Raw genomic sequence first — 23,428 nt, forward strand, 5'->3', positions numbered from 1 at the left:
CGCCAGAGGGTCGCCACCATGGGGAGTGTGCGGACGGTACGCGGTGTATCGGGCGCGGTCAGTGCGGTCAGCAAGGCAAAGCCATCCGCCCCATAGGTTGTTGCAAGCGCGTGGCGGGCACTTTTGGGAACTAAAAGTAAATTCCCCATGCGCATCAAGCTTAATATTAACGGACGCTCCATGGCATCATGGCTGTGCAACCAAACACGATAGCCAAGGAGCATCCAATGGACATCATACCGCAGATCAGCGCTGCCATGCACACCCTGTTGACCACCACGACTGAGGCAATCGCCGCCGCCCAGCAGTACGTCAAACGCCCTGACCGCGCCAAATTTTGTCCGAGTACCCTGGTCCAAACCCTTGTCTATGGCTGGCTGGCCCACCCAACCGCCACCGTTGAGCAATTGGCCCAAATGGCCTGCCGCATCGGCGTTGATGTCTCACCCCAAGCGATTGATCAACGCTTCACCATGGCCACCGCTGACCTGCTCCACCAGCTCGTTCTCGCCAGCATCCACCCGGTCATCGCCACCAATCCCGTGACCCTGCCCATCCTCCAGCGCTTTGCCAGCGTGCGCGTCCATGACAGCACATCCATTGGCTTGCCCGATGCCCTGACCAGCACGTGGCGCGGCTGTGGCAATGCGACGACGGGTGGCGGGGCAACCCTTAAATGTGGGGTGCAGCTCGATGTCCTCACGGGCGCGATCACGGCACTCGATCTGGTCAACGGACGCGCAGCCGATCGAGCACTCCCGCTCCAGCAGCAGGATCTCCCGCCGGGCAGTTTGCTGCTCGCGGATCGCGGATTTTACCACTTGGAGCGCTTGCGCAAGCACGATCAGCACGGGGTCTTTTGGATCACCCGCCTGCCGAGCAACGCCGTCGTGGCCTATCCGGGGCACGCCGCGCAGCCGTTGGCCACGTTTGTCCGCGAGCTTGGGCCGGTGACCACGTGGGATTGCGCGATCGTCGTGGGCAAGGAGCGGCACGTCCATGGTCGCCTCGTGGTTACCCGCGTCGCGCAGGCGGTTGCCGATCAGCGGCGGGCACGCATTCGCCAGCATGCCCAGCACCAGCATCGCATGCCATCGGCGGCGGCCTTGGCGCTGGCCGATTGGAATGTGGTGATCACGAATGCACCACGCACGCTGCTCAGCCCAACCGAGATCTGGGCGTTGGTGCGGGTACGCTGGCAAATTGAACTCTTGTTTAAGCTCTGGAAAAGCCATGCACGATTGGATGACTGGCGCACGACCAATCCCGCACGGGTGCTGTGTGAAATCTACGCGAAATTGATCGGGCTGGTGTTTCAGCAATGGTTGCTGGCCGCCAGCAGTTGGCATGATCCGGAACGGAGTTTGTTCAAGGCTGCACCGATCGTCGCGGGGATGGCGGGGGAATTGGCCAGCACGCAGGCCGATCCGCCACAGTTTTTGCGGGTACTCACACGGCTTGCGGCCCTCATCCAGCGCTGGGCGACGACGAACAAACGGCATCAGCCACCAACCACGGCGCAGCGCTTACGGGCAGTTACGGCATCATGAACAATAAGCTTGATGCGCATGGAACTAAAAGTAAATTCCCCCAAAAACTATCACTTCCGCACGTTTGAGCTATTTCATGCTGCAATAACCCCTTCGGGCCGATACGTGTGGTTCGCCAACGCTGCGATCAGTGCCTCCAGATCAATGCGTTCAGGGATCGTCACAAATTCATAGCGGCCATAGAAATTAATATGTTGCCATGCAACCGGAGCAATCTCGGCCAAAACAGCGGCACTCACCATATCCCCAGCCGCCTCTTTCTGGGCTATCAGGCGATCAAGCAGCGTCAAATTATAGAAGATGATGCAATTCGCGATGAGCCGACTGCATTCGCTCCATAATTCCTGATCTTCTTCGGTCGTAAACCGGAGCTTGCCGATATTGGCATACGAGACTGCCCGCCGTAAATGATGATACTGCTCCCCGCGATTGAGTGCCCGTTGCACATGCTGGCGCAACGGAGCCGAGTCCACATAGTCCAACATATAGAGGCTGTTGAGAATGCGGTCTAGCTCCCAGAGTGCCTGCCGGGTACTATTACGGCGTGCATAAGAGCTGAGTTTGCGCACGATAATGTGCTGACTGGTGGTCTTTAGTGCCAGCGACGCGAAGATTCGGAGCAGATTATCCCACTCGGCCACAATCAATTCCGTGTTGATCTTGCGGATGGGAGCAAGGAGCACATCACCGTATTGGCGCGGATGCTGAAACCCATAGAGGTTAGTCGCCATCGTGCGCGGGAGATTTTTATAGCGTGGAGCGAATGCATACCCAAAAAGGTACAACAAGGCGGAATTAACGTGATTGGTGCCGTGGGTATCGGTTGAATGCCGGACGGGGCGTAGGTCAGTGGCATTGTTTTTGAGCACATCAAAGACGTAGTGGCTTTCATGCTCGTGCGGACCAATCATGCGAGCCACGATCGGCAGATGGCTGGCCACCAGCGTGTAGGAGACACGACCCTTCTTGCTGCGGCCAAAATACTTCGGGCCATAGCGTGCGCCAAACGTCACCCGCTGCGCCTCAAATTTCTGACCGTCACTGCTCGAGTGGACGTGATCACCCAAATCAAACCGATGAAAGCGCGGCATTGCCACCATGGCATTGCAGATCAGATCATTGGCGTGGCGCAAGGTTTCCAAGCGCAGGTAATTTTCTGATGCCTGCGTGAGCACGTGGGTCGGCAAGTCTGAGATCGTCCCCATACGCCCGAGACCCATGTTGGTGCCCCACGCAACCAAACAGGCGCGAATAATATGATCGTCGGTCGCAGGTTTATGGTAGCGGCCCGAAACGTGGGTAAATGCGCTCAAAAAGGGGCAGCGCTCCTCCACGAATTGGAGCACGCTGGTAATCGGGACATGGGGGAGGCTATCAAACATCGCGTGATTCAGCGGATCACGCGGTCGCGGGTAGCGCACCGACCATGTGGTGCGTTTCTTCCCTTCCTTGATGGTCACATACGGGTTGTCGCCCTTGGCAATCCGCGCGTTGACGACGCGGATACGCTCCTCTAGCGCCTGTTCTAAGGTTGCGAGCTGAGTTTTAATCGGTTCGAGCAGGCGCGGTTCGGCAATCCGAGCGAGCACGGCATCCTTATCCGCCCATTCCGCCTCCGTGATCAGGTCATCGTCAAAGCTCCGAAATTGGACGCTGGCCGGACAAAAGACCTCACCCGCTTCCATGGCTTTGCGGAGTTGGCGATACAACAGAAACTCGTAGCGGTCGCGGATGAGGTCGGAATACCCATCGGCATCGGTGGTATAGAGCCAGCGCTTTTCTTTGACGGCGATGAACCGTGCGGGGAGGTCTGCTGTGGCGATCCGCGTGAGTGGTCGCGCGGCGGCGATATGGGTTTGGATGGTACGAGCTGCCTCTAGAATCGGCGAGTCAGGACGGGTTGCAGCGAGGTCGAGGGCAAGGAGCAGCGGTCGCAGGCGGGTTTTCGCCCGCTGGGCGATGCGATCCACCGTTGCCCAGTAGAACGCCGCATCATCGACCGTGCCACGGGCAAGAAAATAGTCGGCAAGTTCGGCGAGGCGTGCTGGAGAAAGATGCACGGAGGCCGCCTGCTGGAGGGTAGACAGGGGTGTCTCTGGCGGGTGCTGCGGCGTTGCGATGAGTTTCAACACCTTGCCTACCTTCGGTAAATCCTTGATGATCGCCGATTGGATGGCCGATGCCTGTTCCTGCATGGCCGTGATTGCGTCATCATGATACGACTTGATCACGTGGAGCAGGCAGGTGATCACATGATCATTGAGCCGCAGATACCGCCGATGGACAAAACAGAGGAGGTAGAGGGTGCGGACATCGGCATCGAGTGCTTCTAACCGAGCGAGTGAATAATAGCCCACGAGCCATGCATAGTGGGCAATCGCGGCTTGGGAAATACCGAGCATCGGCAGTACGTGGGCCGCGCAATGCGCCAAGGGTCGCAGAAGGGAACCACGGGCCAGCTCGTCGCGCATTGCCGTTTTGGTGAAGTCCTTGGGGTCACGTTTGAGCCAGGTGATGGGTCGTCGTTTTCCATCGTGCTGGAGTAGGTCTTCAAGGCGCTGGTGATCATCAGCTGCTAGATGGGCATTCAGGAGTGCAGTAAGCCGCTCATGTTCAGCTGTTAGGGCTGTCCGAATGAGTTCCTGCATCACAGTGTAGGCAGGCCCAATGATCTGCTCGTCGCTAAGATGCTGGATCAATTCCTGAAACACATAGAGCGGATTACTACTGATCCGCGCGAGGTCGCCCGCCCGCGTCAGAATGAGGTCGCGTTCGACATCCGTGGTCTCACGATACCCGGTCAGACGACAGATCGCCTCTCGTTGTCGCCGAATGGTTTCGGGATGGAGCGGTGCTTGGGTTGCCGGGTCAACATCGACCAAGTGATAGCGCTGGCAGAGATACTGCGCATCGAGGAGAACCTCGGTGAAGGTGAAGGAAAAAAAACGCTGTTTTGCATGAAAATAGCCCAGTTGGAGAAGAAAGTACAGCTTGGTATGATCATCACGGCGCTTGGCAAGCTGCTGTTCTTCCGCAGTTGTGAGGGTAAAGTACTGCTCACGTTCTTCGGCGGTGAATCGAGGTTGGGCATAGAGTGCGGCAATCGCATCAGCATCAAGAATATGGCCACGACGGGTTCCGCCGGGGATATCATCGGCGATGGGGGATTCGTCTGTTGTCATCAAGGAATCTTTCTGTCGTGCGGCGATGAGCACATATCAGCAGTCGACACGGTGCTGGCTCGGTGGTAGAGTATACGTGAAAATGAAAGAGAAGAGGTATTCTCTTCTGTTTCTAGTTGATGGAATATGGCTTTACCATCTAAGATGGGGCACAAATCCATGCAAAAAAACGAACGAGAAATCAGTGGTGTAGATATTAAGAAGCGTCAGATCACGGAATTAATGCACACATGGCTCCACGATTTGGATCAAGCAGATCCCGCACCTCGAACCTTACGACGCTATGAGCGCGTAGTTCAACACTTTCTTGACTGGTATATCCAGCAGGAACATCGCGCTATTACCCCCGATGACTTTACCCCTATTGCATTTACATCCTACCGACGCGCCACGCAAACAACTATGGCAACAGCAACGGTCAATCTCCATCTCTGTGCACTGCGGCGTTGGTGTGCTTGGATGGTTGATCATCAGATTCTTGTCACAAACCCACTCGCAAGAATCAAAGGAATTCGCCAGCAACGAGTTGGTGAACCGAATGATCTTACTGATAGCGCGATCAATGCTTTGCTCCGCGAGGCGCAGCGGAGCCGACACCCTCTTCGTGATTATGCGATTCTCCAGCTGATGGTTCAAACCGGGATGCGGATCGGGGAATGTCAGGCACTGAATTGGCATGATCTGACCCTGAGTGAAAAACGAGGGACAGTAATGATTCGCGCTGGTAAAGGGAACAAGTGTCGCATCGTACCACTCAATGGCTCAGCGCGTGCAGCGCTTACCGCCTATGCTGCTCCGCTCTTGGGCGTTCCCTCATCACTCAAGGCTGTTGCCTTGGCATGGACAACCATAAATCTCCACGACCGATCGAAGCCCTTATGGCAGAGCCAGAAAGGCAATCGACTGAGTGCGACCGCCCTTTGGGGGATGATTCACGGATTGATTTGTATCGCTGCGGCGAGAAATCTTGTTCCTGCCAATACTACACCCCATATGCTTCGTCATACCTTTGCACGGCGGTATCTGACCGACCATCCTGGTGATTTAATCGGACTAGCGCGTTTGCTTGGTCACAGCGATCTCAATACCACAAGTTTATATACCCAGCCGACGGCGGAAGAGTTGGCCCAGAGAGTCGATGATCTGTCCCTAAATGCTTATCACTAACGCCTGAATGATAGGAGTGATTTCTATGCCCAAAAGACCCCAAAAAGCAACGTCTGCATCGAACAGCACAACATCTAGCACTCCTCGTACTAGAGCACAAACCCCGTTAGTTTCAAGCCCTGCATCCACCGGAGGTGCTGGTACCTTTTTTGAGCAGCATGTTAATGCTTATTGGCTTGCACACTTGCTTGTTGGTGCTATTCCGCCAATTTTAACTGATTGTATGGTTAAAGAGGTTCATTTCCAAACAGAACATCTCGGTTGGCATACTGATGATTTCTTGGTTGTTGCTCAAAATGAAGCGGGTAGTACAAAAAAGTTGGTAGGCCAAGTCAAACGAAACTTTACAATAAGTAGCTCTGATAAAGACTGTGTAAAGGCAATAGAGGATTTCTGGCAAGATTTCAAAAAGGCGCAACCGTTTTCGCTTAACACCGATCGGTTTATTTTGGTAACATTGCGAGGTACCAATGTGCTGCTCGAATCGTTCTCTGGACTTTTAGAGTGTGCGCGTGTTGCACGTAATGGAATTGAGTTTGCGGATCGATTAGCAACCCCTGGATTTATTAATAAGAAATCCATTACTTATTGCGATACCCTTTGTGCAATTATTGGTAATTTCGAGCAGAAACCTCAACCTGTCAGTCATGCAGAGGTTTGGGGATTTTTACGCCTGTTATACATTCTTAGTTTGGATCTTGCCAGTTCTACACGATCAATAGAGACGATAATCCTCAGCCTTCTTGCCTATACCAGTCATCAGCAAGATAAAGGTACGAGTGCAGAAGCGTCTTGGAATGCATTACTTCGGCTGGTTAGTGACGCGATGCCAGCCGCAAAGAGTTTTCGGTTTCATGATTTGCCCACAGAATTGCGTCAACGCCATTCTGTGCTTGGCAGTAAGGAACAACAGGTCTTAAGAACGCTTCATGAGCACTCTAAACCTATTTTAGATGGTATTCGCTCAAAGATAGGCAACAAAGTCGAACTTCCACGCAAAGATCTTGTTCAAAAGGTCTTGACGCAACTCGAAATAGATCAAGTTGTGCTGATCTCAGGAGCTGCTGGGAGTGGAAAGTCTAGTATTGCAAAAGAAGTAGCCACTGTGTTTGCACATGACTACTTCGTATTTAGCTTTCGTGCAGAGGAATTTGCCTATCCACATCTTGATACAACACTGCAAAATAATCATATTACGGTCAATGCAGTGACACTTAGCAATATTCTAGTCAATCAAGCTCGGAAGATTTTGCTAGTCGAGAGCGTTGAAAGACTCTTGGAATCATCGGTTCGTGACGCATTTACTGATCTCTTAAAGCTTGTAGCCAACGATCCGAGTTGGTGTCTTCTCTTGACCTGCCGTGATTATGCAACCCATCTCATTATCTCGGGTCTTCTAGCGGGAACTATTACGAATTATTCAGTGGTCGATGTTCCGTCACTGAATCATACTGAACTTGAAGAAGTTTCAGAGAACTACCCGATATTAGCTCCTTTGCTTGCACATCCACCCTTACGTCAATTTTTACGAACACCCTACATTCTTGACAAGACACTTCAGATTCCATGGTCAATGAATCAGCCATTACCTGAGAGTGAGCGCGATCTTCGGATACGTTTTTGGCAAGAGATTGTACGGGCTGAACACCGTACTCGTGGTGGCATGCCACGCCGGCGGGAAGATGTATTCATTCAGATTGCCATACGGCGAGCACAACAACTTGTTCCCTATATCGCTTGTAACGATCTTGATCAAGCCGTCTTGGATAGCCTCCGTCACGATTCATTGCTTGTCGTATCTCCCCAAAGCTCCATTCTCATCGCTCCCGCACATGATGTCCTTGAGGACTGGGCTATTCTTCAATGGATAGACGAGCAATATACAATACACAATAGTTCGATACAGCAACTTCCAGACATTATTGGGGCATATCCAGCAGTCCGTCGAACGTATCGTAAATGGATTGCTGAATTAGTCCAGCGAGAGCCTCAATCGGCTAATGAATTATTTCAAGAGACGTTTCAAAACAAAACTTTCGCAGAGTATTTTCGAGATGACACGCTGGTTTCTCTTTTACGATCGCCGTTTTCAGCTGCTCTGGCGAATCACTATCAGACACAACTCTTCGCTAATACCAAAGAATGGCTCTGGCGAATTATTCATATTGTCCGGGTGGCATGCGTCGTACCACCATTGTGGGCAAGTACTATGCCCGTTAAAACATCATTGCTCAATGTTCCTGATGGTTCAGTATGGGCATCATTAGCGCAGCTGCTCGCCGACAATCTTGATACGTTTGTGGAGGATGAACATAGCATTCTTTTAGGGTTTATTGAGGACTGGGCTCGAAGCGTTACCCAGCAAACACCCTACCCTGAGGGAGCGAATGCTGTTGCAAAAATTGCATATGGGCTGCTTGACAGATTTAACGATTACGGAACACGAGACCAGCGCCAGCGACTATTGAAGATCATCGTAAAAATCCCTCTCGCTGATAAAGATCGTTTCTCCTCCTTGTTACATGAACCTGATACTAGCAGCCAACGGGATAGGATCAGGGAAGAGATGCAAACAATAATTTTTACTAATCTGGAAGGAATACCAGTAGCACGAGATATGCCCGATTTGCTTATAGCAATGGCAAAAAATTACTTTCTGTATTCAGAATCTGATCTCGATAATGATGCAGAATACGGATATATAGGAGAGCTAGAACCCATATTTGGAATCAAACCAGCAAGAAGTCACGATAGCTCTCCTGCGAGTGCATACCATGGTCCGTTTTTTTCACTCCTGCTTCATCACCCGCAAGAAGGTATTGATTTTGTGATTGATGTGTTTAATCATAGTGCGGACTGGTATGCTCATCCACGTGTTCCTACAAGACATATTGAGTTACCTCTTGAATTAACCCTAACCTTTAATGACGAGATTTCGGTTATACAGTGGGGAAATATACGTCTCTGGAATATGTATCGAGGAACGAGTGTTGGACCATATGCTTTGCAATCATTGGCCATGGCATTTGAGCGATGGTTATTAGATTATGCCGAGCAATATCCATTCGAACTGGATGAACTTCTTCTCAGCATTCTTCGTAACAGTAGATCTGTATCGCTTACCGCAGTTATAGCAAGTATTGCGACTGCATTTCCCCATAGTTGTGGCGAAACAATTTTAGTCCTTCTTCAAAATCCATTCTGTATTTTTCTTGATCGCCACCGATTCGCAAGCGAATTTTCGGCCCCATCGATGTTGTCATTCACTATATCTTCTCCAGGGGACAGGATATACGAAGAAGAACGTAAAATAGAAGATAGCCGCCCACATCGTAAGTCGACTCTTGAACATGCTGTTATGAACTTGCAACTAGGATCGTTTGCTGGTCGAGTTCATGCAATCCTTGATCGTTATCGTGAGCAGATGCCTGCCATAGAAGATCAAGATGAAGATGATCGTATCTGGCGGCTTGCACTTCATCAAATGGACTTACGCCAATATGTTGGTTCTGTTCCCGTGCCTACATCTAATGAATCGAATACTAATCAAACATCTCGAAGTGATCAACAAGTCCTACTCAAACTCAATGAGCCTGACAGTGATATCAAGAATATGATTGATCAAGACGCGATCGAATTGAATACCATAACGACTCGTCTTAATCTTGATATGTGGGGGCATAAGGTTTTTTATCGAGAAGACACAACATACAATCCTAATGAATGGAAACAACGTCTCCATCAAGTTTTGCATATGACTGGAGAGGATGTCCCAGACGATATTCAAGTGTTCGGACAAAATGGTCCAGGACTCATTGCCGCTATTAGCGTTCGAGATCATTGGGATGAAATGGCAAGTGATGAACAAGCATGGTGTCTAACGCGTGTCTGTAAAGAAATTGAGCAGAGGAGTAATAATTGGAATCCTATTGCGCGCGGACAGAAGAATCAAATGGCAGCCGATCGTGCGTGTGCCAGAGTCCTACCGCTTTTGCTTGGAAAAACTTTGGTGGAGGATCAAACTCTCCAGATTCGGCGGTCATTTGTTATAGCCTTAACCCATGCAGTTGAAGAGGTTCGTGAGCATGTAGCATTGGGTATTGGGCAGTATTTATGGTCAATCGATGCAGTTTTGACATGGCGATGTATAAACGCTCTGGCGACGGAGGCACGCATCATCCAACAAAAAGTCCATGACAGGGATTATGAGCCATCTACAAATCAGCCCTCATTTAATCCTGATGTTGAGGCAGCATTATTCATACGAGACATGTTTTTTGAGAAGGAATCAATTTTAGAGAATACCTATGAAACCATGAACTTAATGGATCGAGATACCTTTGAAATATATCAATATATACTAAATATTATTGTAAAAGTCCCAGATGAACCTCTGTCGGTTATCGTTTTTGAGCACGTTGCCAAGAGTCTTGTTGAAGTATGGGATAGAGTGCATAGCCATAATCGGACATACCAAGCACAGCGAAATCTTAAAGGAGAGTATGCGCTTTCTGGCTTGCTACAAAGGTTTCTTCTCCAAACTTCAAAAGATGCTTCTCTCGTTCTTAAACCGCTTCTAGAAGCGGTTGATCGTTATCCGGATGAGGTATCCCGCTTTATCCGAGATCTTGGCTATGGTGAAGATATATACTCAAATACGCCGGAATTCTGGAGAATCTGGAAGTTATTTGCCGATAAAGTACGAAGTGCCACTTGGCTCAGCCGTATTGATCGGGATCGCGCACATGGACATCAACTCATCGCAGCACTCTTTCTGCGACTATATTGGAAAGAGGGAGTTCAGCATTGGAAAAGTCTTGAAGGCTATACGTCCAATATAGAAGCATTCTTCGAAGATTTGCCACCTATCGCTGAGGTTCTAGACAACTATGTCAAATTTCTTTACGACATCGGGGGACAATCGCTTCCTAGGGCTTTCCTTGTGATTGCTCAGCAACTTCAAAAGGGTGATTCTCAAAAAATGTTACGGAAAGGGGATACTATATTTATGCTAGAAGTCTTACTACAACGTTATGTGTATGGACATCCTCGAGAAGTAAAAACGGATCGCCAACTCCGCGATGCCATTTTTAATTTACTTGATATACTGGTTGATAATGGTTCTTCCGCTGCGTATCAAATGCGTGATGATTTTGTAACACCTCTCATAAATAATGGTATACGCTTATAAATATTAATACCTTACGTAATTTATAAATTAAGGAGCTATATGAATAATACATTGCAAAAACTTCTAGAGATCAAAAGTGATTTATTTGAGATATTAGTATCTGCTTATTTACGACGCAAAGAAAGTCGTTTATCACACTTAATTGCTACTGGTATAAATGAAAATGGAGAACCTATACCTTGCCCTGTTGATAATATAATCCATATAGCAGGTAATCCTCCTATTTGTGTATCAGTTGCAACTACTACTATTGAATATAAAGACTTAAGAGGTAAGTGGTTAGGTAAGAATATTAAAGGTGAACATAAAAAAGGTGACATTGAAAAAGCTATAGAAACATTTAATAATTGGAAATCCAACATAAATAACCTTCATTGCCAGTTATATATAGCTACGAATAAATTATTGAAAAGTGATGTTAATTTATATTTAGATGCAATCAAATTGGCTAATACAAATAATGTAGAAATAATAATTATTGAAGCATCTGTTTTGGTTGACTTTCTGGATATCGATAGTGATGGGCAATATATTCGCGATGTAATTTTCGGTATTCAAGCTGAAAGGCTAAGTCGGGATCTACTAGTATCTATTGCTCAAAAATCCCTAAAAGAACATCAGAAAATATTCTCTTTTTCGGCTGCAGGCAATGCTGATACTCATGAAATCAAGAGATCTATTCACGATAAAATTATTCATCTACTTGAGTCAACATCTAAACCTATTATAGGAATCATAGGACCATCAGGTTTCGGAAAATCAACATTACTTCGGCAAATAGGGAAAACTATTAATGAAAATAATGGTATCGCATTTTGGATTCCAGCTAACGAGCTTAGCTTTGGTTTGCCCTTAAATACTATAATTATTAATACTTTACGTCGCTTTTATCCATCATTGGGTCTCCATTCAGATGAAGATTTTATAGATATTGCCGAATCCATTCCTGGTGGAATTAAATTTCTTTTAGATGATGTAAATCGTATTAATCCTCCTCATGATATAATTTCTGTCTTAGAATATCTAGCTCGTAGTTCAGATAGAGTATTTCAATGGATTGTTCCTATATGGCCTAATCAATTATTATATCCATCTAACACGATAAAAGAAAATGAAGTATGGGATTTTATAGAATTAATGGAATTCAATGAAACAGAACGACAAGATTTTGCTAAATTAGTATCGTCATCTCAATATAGAGAGATATATCAAATTATTGATTCACTAAATGGGGACCCATTCCTTTGTGGATTTGCCTTATCAGGACCACTACCAAATCACCATATGAGGCAAGCTAAAATATTAAGAGCCGTTTTTGATTCATCATTACGAGAAATGCTTATTAAAACAAAACAAAATATACTTCCTACAGTTTCGTTAGACGAATTTTATGAGGCCATAGACAAGGTCATCGATTATATTATTCTGCATAAAAATCCTGAACCTAAATGGAAGGATATTCGCCTAAGTATAGGCAATCATTTTTCCAATATCTTATATTCTTTAACAAGGACAAATCAAATCGCTTGGATTGATAGCAGTAAGGATTCCGATATCTGGAAGTGGAAGCATAGTCGATTGAGAGATTTGCTCATCGCACGAAGGATGTCTTCTAATATAATAGAAAACATCGATAATATACTTCCTATAAATCTAATCCAAGATATATCTTACCCAGGTTTCGCTGAAGCTTTAGCTTTAATTACACTCTTTGTACCTGATAGTACAATCTATCAGGTTATTAGAATAATTAGCGAACATCAACCTTTGGCTCTTGCTGAAATTCTTAGATTAAATATACTACCTGAGGATCTTTCGATCCAAGAATTTATTTTCTCATCAATTCATCAAATAATAAGCGGATATGATGAGAGAGAATATGAATTCACAACAAGTCTACCTAGATTTATTTTAGATAAATTGTCACAAACCGATAATCAGGCTGTTCTACCTATTACCGATAATTTGCCTAGATTTTGGTTTATTTGGTGTGCAAGATTGAGAAATGGGGATATTACATCTGGATTAGAATGGATAAAACGTGAAGAATGGCGAGGATTTTTGCCTAGTATTAGATTCTCTTTTATAGAAAATGCTATTGAATTACTTTCAGATATATATAGGAATAATCAAGATTTATTAATCTCAGAACTAATAAATGCTATTAAAATTAAAGATCTACGTAATTCAGCAATTGTACTGGGTAGTTATATTCGATACCCTAATATCGCTCAGAGAATCTGGGAATATTGGATGATATTACCAGAAAGCGAAAGAATAGACTCTCTTGCTTCAATAGTTTGGCTTTTAAGTCGCATTGAAGATAGTGATGTTGAATCTAGATTGGAACCAGCGCTATTACTTAGCCTGAAACTTAGTAATGAAAGAGAAAAACCTAATATATCAGGAAAACGCTATTGGCAATTCCAAGAACCCCTAAGACTCTCTTCTTGGAGAGGATTTACGTCTACGGGCACAATAGCTTGGGTAAATATACTTAATAGACAAGAAGAACTACGAAAAGAACTATTCTGGATTCTTGGTGGGATTGATCATCCTGACGCACTAGAATTTTACATCCATTGGCAAACTAAGTACCATCATGGATTTGGATGGGATGTTTTGAGTGAATCTTTAGATCCTTTGGCCGAAGATCTATTTAAACATAAAATTCCTATCATTCCAGAATCTCGTGTAAGAGTATGGAATATAGTTCAATCTAATTCAGATCTAGAAGTACGTAAACTGGCTCTAGGCTTCTGGAAGCGATCTGCACAGCAAAAAGATTTACATTTACTGCAAAGTATCTCATCGGACGACCCATTATTCGATGATGTTCTTAAAGTCAGATTGAAGTTAAAGGACAGAACAGCAACAAGCATACTCATCGAAAAAATGAACTCAAGGCCGGCTCGATGGTGTGGATATATGCCTTTTTTGGCACATGAGGAAGGAGTATTTGAAACATTACTTTCCGTGTTCGAACTCGCGCTTGATCCCAACAATGAGGACTATGGATGGTCTAATTCACTTATTATCCATTTACCACTAACACAAGTCAAAATACTAATACAGAATAAAAAAGAGTTCCTTCTTAAAGCATCAAGAGTATGGCCATCAATTTGGTGTTCTGGAGAGCCTGAAGCACTACGTTTTATACAACAAGCGGTTCAATTATCTATCCCAGCACAAGTAGAGCATTTCTTTGCAGGGATCTATCCGAAAAGTATTTCACCCCAAATGCTTGATTCCTTAATACCTATAATAGATAAGTTCCCCAAGTTAGAACGACATCGGCTAACTAGGCATGCATCAAGATTTGGATATATAGCTTGGGTTAATGATTATATGTCATCGGAAATTAATGAGGAGGAAAATTGGCATAGTTCTTTATTTATGAAAGAAGGAATTTTGGCCAAACTCGATAAAATATCAAAATCAATATATCTAGGACCAAAACAAGTTCATGAATCCGGCGATTTATTCATTTTACAAGAATTTTTACGAGAAAACAGGCAATTTCTATCGCCATCTATTATAGATATACTGAAATATTGGGTTAGTTATGAATATGATGACAATAAAATAATCGTATCATCAATGATAATCTTATCTTTTGGGGAAAATATAGATATTAAGTGGTGGGAGGATCAAAAAACGCGAATAACAACCAGTGATGCACTTATCGCATGGCAAAATGCACTATATATCTTAAAAAGGAATCAATGGCAAGAAATCAATATTAATCTCTTATAGAACATAGATTCTATTTAAATTTCATATGATTAATATCCAGTGTGGCACGCTGAATGAAACCGTCTTCGGTGCAGAATTGGGATGTACTCTAGTCAAGCTCATAGCCGCTGCTGTGAATGGCTTTCTATGCTTCTCAAAAGAGTCAAAAAGGATGTCTGCTTTGCGTTTTACGATTGAATAACATTAGTATGGAGCACTGATTCAAACTGATTCAAAGAGAAAATATTACGCTCATTTGTACGGAAGTGATAGTTTTTGGGGGAATATACTTTTAGTTCCGAGAAGTACGACGATGCACTCAGCTTATTAGATCGGGCATTGAATTTGGCCCGCGAAATTTTTAATCCGGGCAACCGCATCATCGCACTGAGTACCATTGCACAAACAAAGGTTTCTATTGGTCAACGTGAGGATTCTATCGCCTTAGTCGATGAGGCACGTAATCTGCTTTACGATATGGAGCAAGCAGATGATCTATATAGTGAGGCACTTGTAGCAATGGCTCTTGCTACAGCTCGGATTAACCATTATGACGATACCATAACCCTGCTTGAGCAATCAATACAGCATACAGCATCGATAGATTTAGGCGATAAACGAGCTAAGAGCCTCAGGAATATTGCGCAGACGGCACTCGATATAGGGAATGATCAACTAGCGGCCACCATTGTTCCATTGATTAGTCCCATAGACGATCGGGTAGCAATCCTCAAAGCTATGATCGAACAGCATGAAACAAACCAACCTTACACACTAAAACTCATTCAATCCGCATGGCAAACCATAGAAACGTACGAGAAACTGTGGTCACTTCTCCCGCTTATGACAGTTATACCAATGAATAGTCCACAGCTCGTGATAGGAATGCTAGACACTGAAGTCTGGGTCAATGAACAGCTCAAACGGCTGGGGTAAGACAGGATAGGGTACTGATATTCTTAGTTGTATCAGAACCCGCTATTGATGTAGACAAGGCGACCACTGGTTGATTTGGCACCGATCGTGCGGTAGACTAAACCTACATCCACTGCGGGATGCGCCACCAATCACACCAGCACACACCACCCAGCCAAGGAGATTTCGATGGCCATTCAAATGACTGAACATCCCTATGTCGTGACCGATGATCGGATCTTACGGGGCGAACCCATTATCAAGGGAACCCGCACCCCCATTCGGGCGATCGTCGAATCGTGGCGGATGGGCATGGCTCCCGAAGAGATTCGCCAGGGGATGCCGCACCTCACCCTCGCCCAAATCTTTGATGCGCTCAGTTATTATAGTGACCACCATGCAGAGATTAATACCTATATCGAGCGCAATCGGATTCCGGATCAGTTGCTTGATGCGTGAGGTAGGCCGTTGTGAGCGATCTCTTTCTCCATCTGTACCTTGATGAAGATGTCCATGTGCTCATTGCCGATCTCATTCGCGCACGCGGGTTTGCGGCAACCACGACCCGCGATGCCGCCCTCTTAACGTTGGCCGATAGTGACCAATTGACCTATGCGGCCAGCCAGGGAATGACCCTCGTGACCCACAATCGTGATGATTTTGAGCAGCTGGCGGAAGCCTTCTTTGCCGCTAGCCAACCCCATGCTGGAATTATTATTGCCGTTCGCCGCCCACCCTATGAGATCGCGCGACGCTTGCTGGTGTTGTTGAACGATGTTCCGCGTGATGAAATGATCAATCAACTCCGCTATATCTAACGTGAGACTGACTACCGTGCAAAAGCAGCCACGTGCTCGATTGATTATTTGGATAATCACCCACTATTCGTGCGGCGAACGGCAGAGGAGCTATACGATGTACCCCAAAACCGTCAGTAATCACTTGCCATGGAACCATTGCTTTGCTAGGATAGAACATCACACCTCCCAGCTCAAAGGATTGCGCGATGGATGATCTCGATCTGCATCTTGCCTTGGAAGCCCTGCGCACGAACCCTGCCGCCCATGCCTATCACGTGCGGATCACGCGAGGCATGCAGGCAATTGAGCAAGGAACCCTCACGCCCTTTGAGCGCGATGCCCTTCATCGTCTCATTGCGCGGTTTCCCGTATCAATGCCATCACCTACCGATCCCGTGGATGCGTTGATCGCCGCGTTCCAAGCCAAGCTGCCAACCTACGATTCCGCAGCCGTGGCCACCGCGATTCAGCACGCGCTTGCCCAGCGCCCCGCCACCCTCAACGGCGCTCCGGTCACGATTACCATGAACGGAGATACGCATGCACACCAAGCGAACTTGGCGATTGGGAATCAGGTGGGCGGCAATCTGGTGCAAGTCACGGTCACGATTCCGATTCCTGATGCCCGCTTTGATGCCCTCTTGGCCACCGCCCTCAAAACCCACGAGCAGGAAAAAACACTAGCGCGGATTCGGCATGCGGCCCAGCAAATCGAGAGTGATCGGCTCTTGAATCTGCGCCTTCAGGGCTTCGTCGGGCGGGTCAACGAACTGGCGGCGATCCGTGAGCAGATTACGGCGATGCGCCCGACGGGTGGCTATGTCTTGATCAAGGCAGCGGCGGGCGAAGGCAAGAGCAGTAGTATTGCCAAGCTGATTCAGGAGGCGGGGATTGCGCAGACTCCGCACCACTTTATTGCCCTCACCACTGGCCGCGAGTATCAATTGGGGTTGTTGCGTGCGGTGGTGGCGCAATTAATTCTCAAACACAACCTGACGGTTTCGTACTTTCCTGAAGAAAGCTATCCGGCGATGAAAGGCGAGTTTGCGCGGATTCTGGACGAATTATCCAAACAGGGGATTTCGGAAACGGTTTATCTGGATGGTCTTGATCAATTGCAACCGGAGATTGATGGCTCGCGCGATCTGTCGTTTCTGCCACCGCAGCCGCCCCCAGGCATCGTGATCGTGCTTGGCTCGCGGCCTGATGAGACGCTAAAACCGCTGGAGATTCTGCATCGAGTCGATTATCCCTTGCCACCACTGAGTGAATCAGATGCGCTGGAACTCTGGCGATCCGTCCAGCCTGATATGGCGGATGGCCTCCTGCATGACCTCTATGCCGCGCTCAAGGGCAATGCGCTGTTTGTCCATTTGGCTGCCGATACGATGCAGGGTCAATCCGTAGTCGATGCGACCAGTTTGATTCGGCAGATTGAACAGAATCCCAGCAATCTCTTTGGGATTACGCTGGAGCGGATAAAAGGGCGATCCTTGGCCGACTGGCGAGCGATTTGGAAACCCATGCTGGCGCTGTTGCTCGTCGCCCAAGAACCATTGCGGCTGGATGTACTGGGTAATCTCCTGGGCCATGACCACGACACGATGCAGGATGCCGTGTGGGTCTTGGGAGGTTTGGTCAGTCAGGGGATTGATCAACGGGTTGCGTTGCATCACTTGCTGTTTCGTGACTATCTCGCTGTGTCGGTCTTTAATCAGCGTGAAGTCAAACGCTGGCACCAACGACTGGCTGACTGGTGTGCACAGGATGTGGATGTGATTTGGACTGATGATCGCGACCCCATCGAGCAGGCACGACGAGTCTATGCGCGACATCATTATGTGGCGCATCTTGCACTGGCTGAAAACTGGACGGTATTGTGGCAAGTTTTGGATGCGGGCGACTATGGCGAACAGAAAACGCGCTTTGATCCGAGTACCCGCTTGTATGCGTTGGATTTGGATATCGGACGTGAAAGTGCCATTAAGGCAGGGCAATCGATCGAGGAGCAGATTCAAAACCTGCCGCGCTTGTGGAAGTATAGTCTGTTACGAACAAGTCTGAACAGTCGTGTTGATCAGTGGCCTAGTGATCTCTTTGTTATTTTAGCGATGCTTGGTCGCACACAGGAAGCTTTAGAACGAATTGAATTACTTTCTGATCCGCTACGACAGATAAGTATATGGAAAGAAATAACTAGATGGTGTGATAACCATTACCATCCAATTATACTAAGCCGCATGCAACAATCTACTAACCAACTTTTAGGATTTCACGCATCTAGCTCCCTCAAAGAAATTGCAAAAACTATGGCATCGCTTGGGCATAGCGATCAAGCCCTTGCACTACTCAATCAAGCCCTTGTTATTATTCAATCAGTGAATAATCCTTTGTTCCGTGCTCGTATTTTCACGACAATTGCTGAAATTATGACATCGCTTGGTCAATATGACCAAGCACTAGAACTTATTAATCACACGCTTAAGATGGCTCAATCGGCGCATCATCGACATAGCGCACGTATTCTGAGAGAAATTGCAAATGTCATGTCTTCATTTGGGCATACTGACCAAGCACTAGAACTGATTAACCAAACTCTTGCCATAACCCAATCGATCAATATGTCCTCAGATCATGCCGCCTATACCCTCACGGCAATTGCGGAAGCTATAACCACGTTTGGTAATACCGACCAAGCTGTCGCATTACTCAACCAAGCACTTAATATAATCCAGCGGATAGGTGCTGAGCAAGATTGCACCTATCCGTTTATAGCAATAGCAAAAGTCATGGTCACACTTGGCGATATCGACCAAGCACTTCTCATTGCCCAAGCGATCGATACTGCTTCAGGTCGCATTGACGCATTCATAGCAATAGCAAAAGTCATGGTCACACTTGGCGATACCAACCAAGCGCTTCTCATTGCCCAAGCGATCGATACTGCTTCAGGTCGCATTGACGCATTCATAGCAATTGCGGAAGCCATGATCGCGATTGGTGATACCAACCAAGCTCTTGCATTACTCAACCAAGCAGTGAGTATTAGCCAAGTAATGGATGCAGACCCCGGCCACATGAATAGGCTTATGGCAGTTGTAAAAGCCATGATCGCGATTGGTGATACCAACCAGGTTCTCCCATTGCTTAATCAAATTCTTTCCCTTCTCGACAGATCCTTTATCAGTATCCAATTGATCGATACTGCCGCAGATCGCATCAAGGCATTCATAACAATTGCGGAAGCCATAACCACGCTTGATAATACCGACCAAGCTCTGACGCTTCTTAACCAAGCTACTATTGTTGCCCAATTGATCGATACTGCCGCAGATCGTATCAAGGCATTCATAACAATTGCGGAAGCCATGATCGCGCTTGGTAATACCGACCAAGCTCTGACGCTTCTTAACCAAGCTGCTATTGTTACCCAAGCGATCGATGATAACAAAGATCGTGTCCATACACTCACGGCAATCGCGGAAGCCATAACCACGCTTGGTAATACCAACCAAGCTCTAACGCTTCTTAACCAGGCTACCATTGTTGCCCAAGCGATCGATACTGCTTCAGGTCGCATCGATGCATTCATAATAATTGCGGAAGCCATGATCGCGCTTGGTAATACCGACCAGGCTCTGACGCTTCTTAACCAAGCTACCATTGTCGCCCAATCGATCAATACCAATTTAGGTCCTACCCATACATTTATAGCAGTAGCAAAAGCCATGGCCACACTTGGCGATACCGACCAAGCGCTTCTCATTGCCCAAGCGATCAATGACAACAAAGATCGGGCCTACACACTCACGGCAATTGCAAAAACTATTGCTGCACTTGGTGATACCGACCAAGCGCTTCTCATTGCCCAAGCGATCGATGATAACAAAGATCGTGTTCATACACTCACGGCAATTGCGGAAGCCATAACCACGCTTGGTAATACCGACCAAGCTCTGACGCTTCTTAACCAGGCTACCATTGTTGTCCAAGCGATCGATACTGCTTCAGGTCGCATCGATGCATTCATAATAATTGCGGAAGCCATGATCGCGCTTGGTAATACCGACCAGGCTCTGACGCTTCTTAACCAAGCACTGAGCATTATCCAAGCAATGGATACGACCTCCAACCACGTGAATAGGCTTATGGCAATTGCGAAAGCCATGATCGCGATTGGTGATACCAACCAGGTTCTCCCATTGCTCAATCAAGCACTTAAGATTATTCAATCAGCAGATAAGAATGATCCATCATATAACCCCAATACCCTCATAACTATTGCACAAACCATGTACTCGCTTGGTTATACCGATCAAGTACTTTCGCTTCTTAATAAGGCTACTGTCCTCGCTCAATCAATAGCTATTGATTGGTTGCGTGAGATGGATATCAAAGGCATTATTGAGGCTACTGCTAGCCTTGGATACATTGACCAATCCTTCATATTGCTTAACCAACTCATTGCTACAGTCCAATCAAGAGATGATGCATGGATGTATACCGAAACCCTCACAGCTATTGCTAGAGCTACCAATGACCTTAGCCATATCGAGCATATGCTTACAATTACACAATCAATTTATGATGAGCAAGATCGCGTAAAAACCATAAATGAAATCCTGCGTACTGTTCAATCAGTCACACTAATCATTTCTATAATCCAGAGAGAATTGTCTTATAGTAAAACCCTAACCCTCACCTGGAAATCACTCCGTCTAATCACCCCGTTAATAAAACTTAATGCATGGCTCGGACTAGCGATTTTGAAAGAAGAGGCATGGGTGAATGACCAACTCAAACGACTAGGGTAAAAGATGGGGGAGAGGACGAACTTACCCGTCTCAACGCGAGAGAGTTCCAAGGGCCGACTTGCCTACAAAATTGGTCAAAAATGGAGAAAAAAAAACGATACATTGCATCTATATAAATCAAGTATAAGTTTAAGGAGGATAAGTATGGAACGAGGATCTTGGAATCCTGAAAAGCAAGAACCGTCGCCAGCCCCACCAACACCATCATCTGGCGGTTCATCATCTGGCGGTTCATCATCTGGCGGTTCATCATCTGGCGGTTCATCATCTGGCGGTTCATCATCTGGCGGTTCATCATCTGGCGGTTCATCATCTGGTTCACTTCGCCGCTAACCATCACAACTCTGTCATTGGTGGATTGCGCACTAGGGGCTTAATCCAGCTAGCTCAATAGGCATCAACCGTAGCCGCCCCCAATAGTTAAAGTTGATGCCTATAGGCTAGCTTTTGAAACACCTCGGTCACATCATGTCCGCTGACGGGGAAAGTTGTGTTAGAGCCAGCACCCCGAACGGCGGGGGATTCATGGCCGTTGCGATATTCCAGTATCTTGCTCGACGATGGAATGAAATGGGCGGCAGTGCTCATTTTTGGGTGGGGAGTTCCGATTTATTATCCAAAATCAGCCCCTATCATTAAGAGAAATTAATGCTAATCCATTGTCTTGCACGATAGAAGAATAGATTAAATCCATGATTGATTATTCAGGTAATCAATCATGACATCGGGTTTACTCGACTACTTCTCAGGCTGTGGATTAAAGCTGCTTCACCAACCGCGTGCGTCCTCGTAGCACATCCGTGGGTGAAGCATCGCCGATGCTGCATGACCGTGCCAGTCGGCGGCTTTTTTGTGGCACGCCATCTGCTTTCCGCATGGCATTGTTGATCGTTCATATAGCACGACCAACGATACAGAAAGTACACATCACACGCCTGCTTGGGTTTTCAACGCACCCGATGCAGGCGTGTGATGTGTACGCCATCCAAACGCTATTCCCCGATGTCGGTCGGGTCATCCCATTTATGGAGCGCCGCTGCCATGCGCGCTGCGTATGCATGACCCATGCGACAGTGCATCCATTGTCGATTAGCGGAGCACAAACGGAAGAAAGATGACGGTGGTCGCATGAAATCCATGCAGTTGTACGTTATCGAGGCTCCCTGTATCAGACCCATCGCGAAATTCACCACGAATCCAAAGCGTGCTCAGATTTCCCAGTACGGACTGCATCTCGCTGGCCGTTGGTGGTATCCCTGTCGCACGAACCGTCCACCCGCCCTGCTCATGCAGGGGAACGCGATAGGAAGTCCAGGTCGTTCCTGGGTTCTGGGTGGTGTCAAACTCCAGCGTGATACCATTGCCGATGAGTAGCACATCGGCGGCATCAAATTGACTATCGGTTTCTGATTGGCGGAGGTCAAAGGTGAGATCGGTGTCATAGGCTGCGAGCCGATTCCCAAGAAAGTGTGCCGGTGCTTGCCAATACCATGTCCCGCCCACCACATCGTCTTCAGCCGCGATAAACCCACCCAGATTCCCACCAGTGCTGTGCCAATCAGGAATGCTTGCTCCGTCTTGCGCATCGCCCACAACCTGCCAGCCCTCATGGCTCGTGGCAAAGGTACTCCCGATAACCCCCACAGTCGTCTGCGGTGCTGGTGCCATGGCGGCGCTGTCACGGGTGGTCAACAAGAGACTGAGGAGCGGAATCGCGAGGACGAGAGACCAAAGAAGACGCATTGTTCATCCTTCCTTTCTGTGGATACACGCATTCCGTAGGGAAGCTGCATCTGACTGCGGTGACGTTCGGCATTCATGGGATACTGGGTCATCGCATGGGGCGTGTTTCCGTTCTCGCCATGTCGTTTGGTGTGATCGCTCGCTTCTACGTTCCCAGCCGAAAAACGTTACCGAGATGCACCGTCATTGGCACCATGCCCTATAGGGCTTAAACGCGCGACCCCCCGAAACATGGCAGCAAACGTATGTGCGTATACGAACGATGGCGAACCCGTTGATTAACCGTGTTGTTTCTTTCGCCGCCACAGCAGATCGGCATCATTAATAGCAC

The 23,428-nt window shown here is 47.2% G+C and carries 12 protein-coding genes; 9 read left to right on the forward strand and 3 right to left on the reverse strand.

The window, feature by feature from the left end; all coding sequences use genetic code 11:
- Nucleotides 1–224: hypothetical protein (locus C5S61_RS22645; RefSeq protein WP_164689732.1), on the reverse strand; the 224-nt coding region annotated here is incomplete at its 3' end.
- Nucleotides 225–227: 3 nt separating this feature from the next.
- Here C5S61_RS22645 and C5S61_RS22650 point away from each other — a divergent pair.
- Complete coding sequence (locus C5S61_RS22650) at nt 228–1,550, forward strand: IS4 family transposase (RefSeq protein WP_110519163.1); 1,323 nt, start codon at nt 228–230, stop codon at nt 1,548–1,550.
- A gap of 74 nt (nt 1,551–1,624) precedes the next feature.
- On the opposite strand, the gene C5S61_RS22655 is transcribed toward C5S61_RS22650, so the two are convergent.
- Nucleotides 1,625–4,732 (reverse strand): Tn3 family transposase, encoded by a 3,108-nt coding sequence (locus C5S61_RS22655; protein ID WP_110519165.1) that lies wholly within the window; start codon nt 4,730–4,732, stop codon nt 1,625–1,627.
- A gap of 159 nt (nt 4,733–4,891) precedes the next feature.
- Here C5S61_RS22655 and C5S61_RS22660 point away from each other — a divergent pair, with 159 nt between their 5' ends.
- From C5S61_RS22660 to C5S61_RS22695, 8 genes are all read left to right on the forward strand, one after another.
- Nucleotides 4,892–5,899, forward strand: coding sequence for a tyrosine-type recombinase/integrase (locus C5S61_RS22660; RefSeq protein ID WP_164689733.1), 1,008 nt, complete (start codon nt 4,892–4,894; stop codon nt 5,897–5,899).
- Between the two features lie 25 nt (nt 5,900–5,924).
- The gene (locus C5S61_RS22665; RefSeq protein ID WP_110519169.1) at nt 5,925–11,090 is read left to right on the forward strand and encodes a nucleoside/nucleotide kinase family protein; all 5,166 of its coding nucleotides are present in this window, start codon (nt 5,925–5,927) and stop codon (nt 11,088–11,090) included.
- A gap of 39 nt (nt 11,091–11,129) precedes the next feature.
- Entirely contained in the window at nt 11,130–14,846 is a 3,717-nt protein-coding gene (locus C5S61_RS22670; protein WP_110519171.1) for an NACHT domain-containing protein, read from the forward strand.
- Between the two features lie 255 nt (nt 14,847–15,101).
- The gene (locus C5S61_RS22675) at nt 15,102–15,761 is read left to right on the forward strand and encodes a tetratricopeptide repeat protein (RefSeq protein WP_110519173.1); all 660 of its coding nucleotides are present in this window, start codon (nt 15,102–15,104) and stop codon (nt 15,759–15,761) included.
- A gap of 168 nt (nt 15,762–15,929) precedes the next feature.
- Nucleotides 15,930–16,199, forward strand: a complete 270-nt coding sequence (locus C5S61_RS22680; protein WP_054534567.1) for a DUF433 domain-containing protein — start codon at nt 15,930–15,932, stop codon at nt 16,197–16,199.
- A gap of 11 nt (nt 16,200–16,210) precedes the next feature.
- Entirely contained in the window at nt 16,211–16,558 is a 348-nt protein-coding gene (locus C5S61_RS22685) for a DUF5615 family PIN-like protein (protein ID WP_110519175.1), read from the forward strand.
- A gap of 188 nt (nt 16,559–16,746) precedes the next feature.
- Nucleotides 16,747–21,354: a tetratricopeptide repeat protein gene (locus tag C5S61_RS22690; protein ID WP_240614554.1), complete on the forward strand. Its 4,608-nt coding sequence runs from the start codon at nt 16,747–16,749 to the stop codon at nt 21,352–21,354.
- 144 nt (nt 21,355–21,498) lie between these two features.
- Entirely contained in the window at nt 21,499–21,687 is a 189-nt protein-coding gene (locus C5S61_RS22695; protein WP_110519177.1) for a hypothetical protein, read from the forward strand.
- 756 nt (nt 21,688–22,443) lie between these two features.
- Here C5S61_RS22695 and C5S61_RS22700 read toward each other — a convergent pair.
- Entirely contained in the window at nt 22,444–23,097 is a 654-nt protein-coding gene (locus C5S61_RS22700) for a laminin B domain-containing protein (RefSeq protein ID WP_110519179.1), read from the reverse strand.
- Nucleotides 23,098–23,428: the final 331 nt, after the last annotated feature.

Origin of the sequence: Herpetosiphon llansteffanensis (genome assembly GCF_003205875.1) — a bacterium.
In the GTDB taxonomy this organism is placed as follows: Bacteria; Chloroflexota; Chloroflexia; order Chloroflexales; family Herpetosiphonaceae; genus Herpetosiphon; species Herpetosiphon llansteffanensis.

What these genes read in the sequence shown, in the direction of transcription:
- C5S61_RS22690 (WP_240614554.1), top strand. Translation starts at nt 16,747, where the DNA reads ATGGATGATCTCGATCTGCATCTTGCCTTGGAAGCCCTGCGCACGAAC.
- C5S61_RS22700 (WP_110519179.1), bottom strand. Translation starts at nt 23,097, where the DNA reads ATGCGTCTTCTTTGGTCTCTCGTCCTCGCGATTCCGCTCCTCAGTCTC.
- C5S61_RS22665 (WP_110519169.1), top strand. Translation starts at nt 5,925, where the DNA reads ATGCCCAAAAGACCCCAAAAAGCAACGTCTGCATCGAACAGCACAACA.
- C5S61_RS22660 (WP_164689733.1), top strand. Translation starts at nt 4,892, where the DNA reads ATGCAAAAAAACGAACGAGAAATCAGTGGTGTAGATATTAAGAAGCGT.
- C5S61_RS22695 (WP_110519177.1), top strand. Translation starts at nt 21,499, where the DNA reads ATGGAACGAGGATCTTGGAATCCTGAAAAGCAAGAACCGTCGCCAGCC.
- C5S61_RS22650 (WP_110519163.1), top strand. Translation starts at nt 228, where the DNA reads ATGGACATCATACCGCAGATCAGCGCTGCCATGCACACCCTGTTGACC.
- C5S61_RS22655 (WP_110519165.1), bottom strand. Translation starts at nt 4,732, where the DNA reads ATGACAACAGACGAATCCCCCATCGCCGATGATATCCCCGGCGGAACC.
- C5S61_RS22670 (WP_110519171.1), top strand. Translation starts at nt 11,130, where the DNA reads ATGAATAATACATTGCAAAAACTTCTAGAGATCAAAAGTGATTTATTT.
- C5S61_RS22680 (WP_054534567.1), top strand. Translation starts at nt 15,930, where the DNA reads ATGGCCATTCAAATGACTGAACATCCCTATGTCGTGACCGATGATCGG.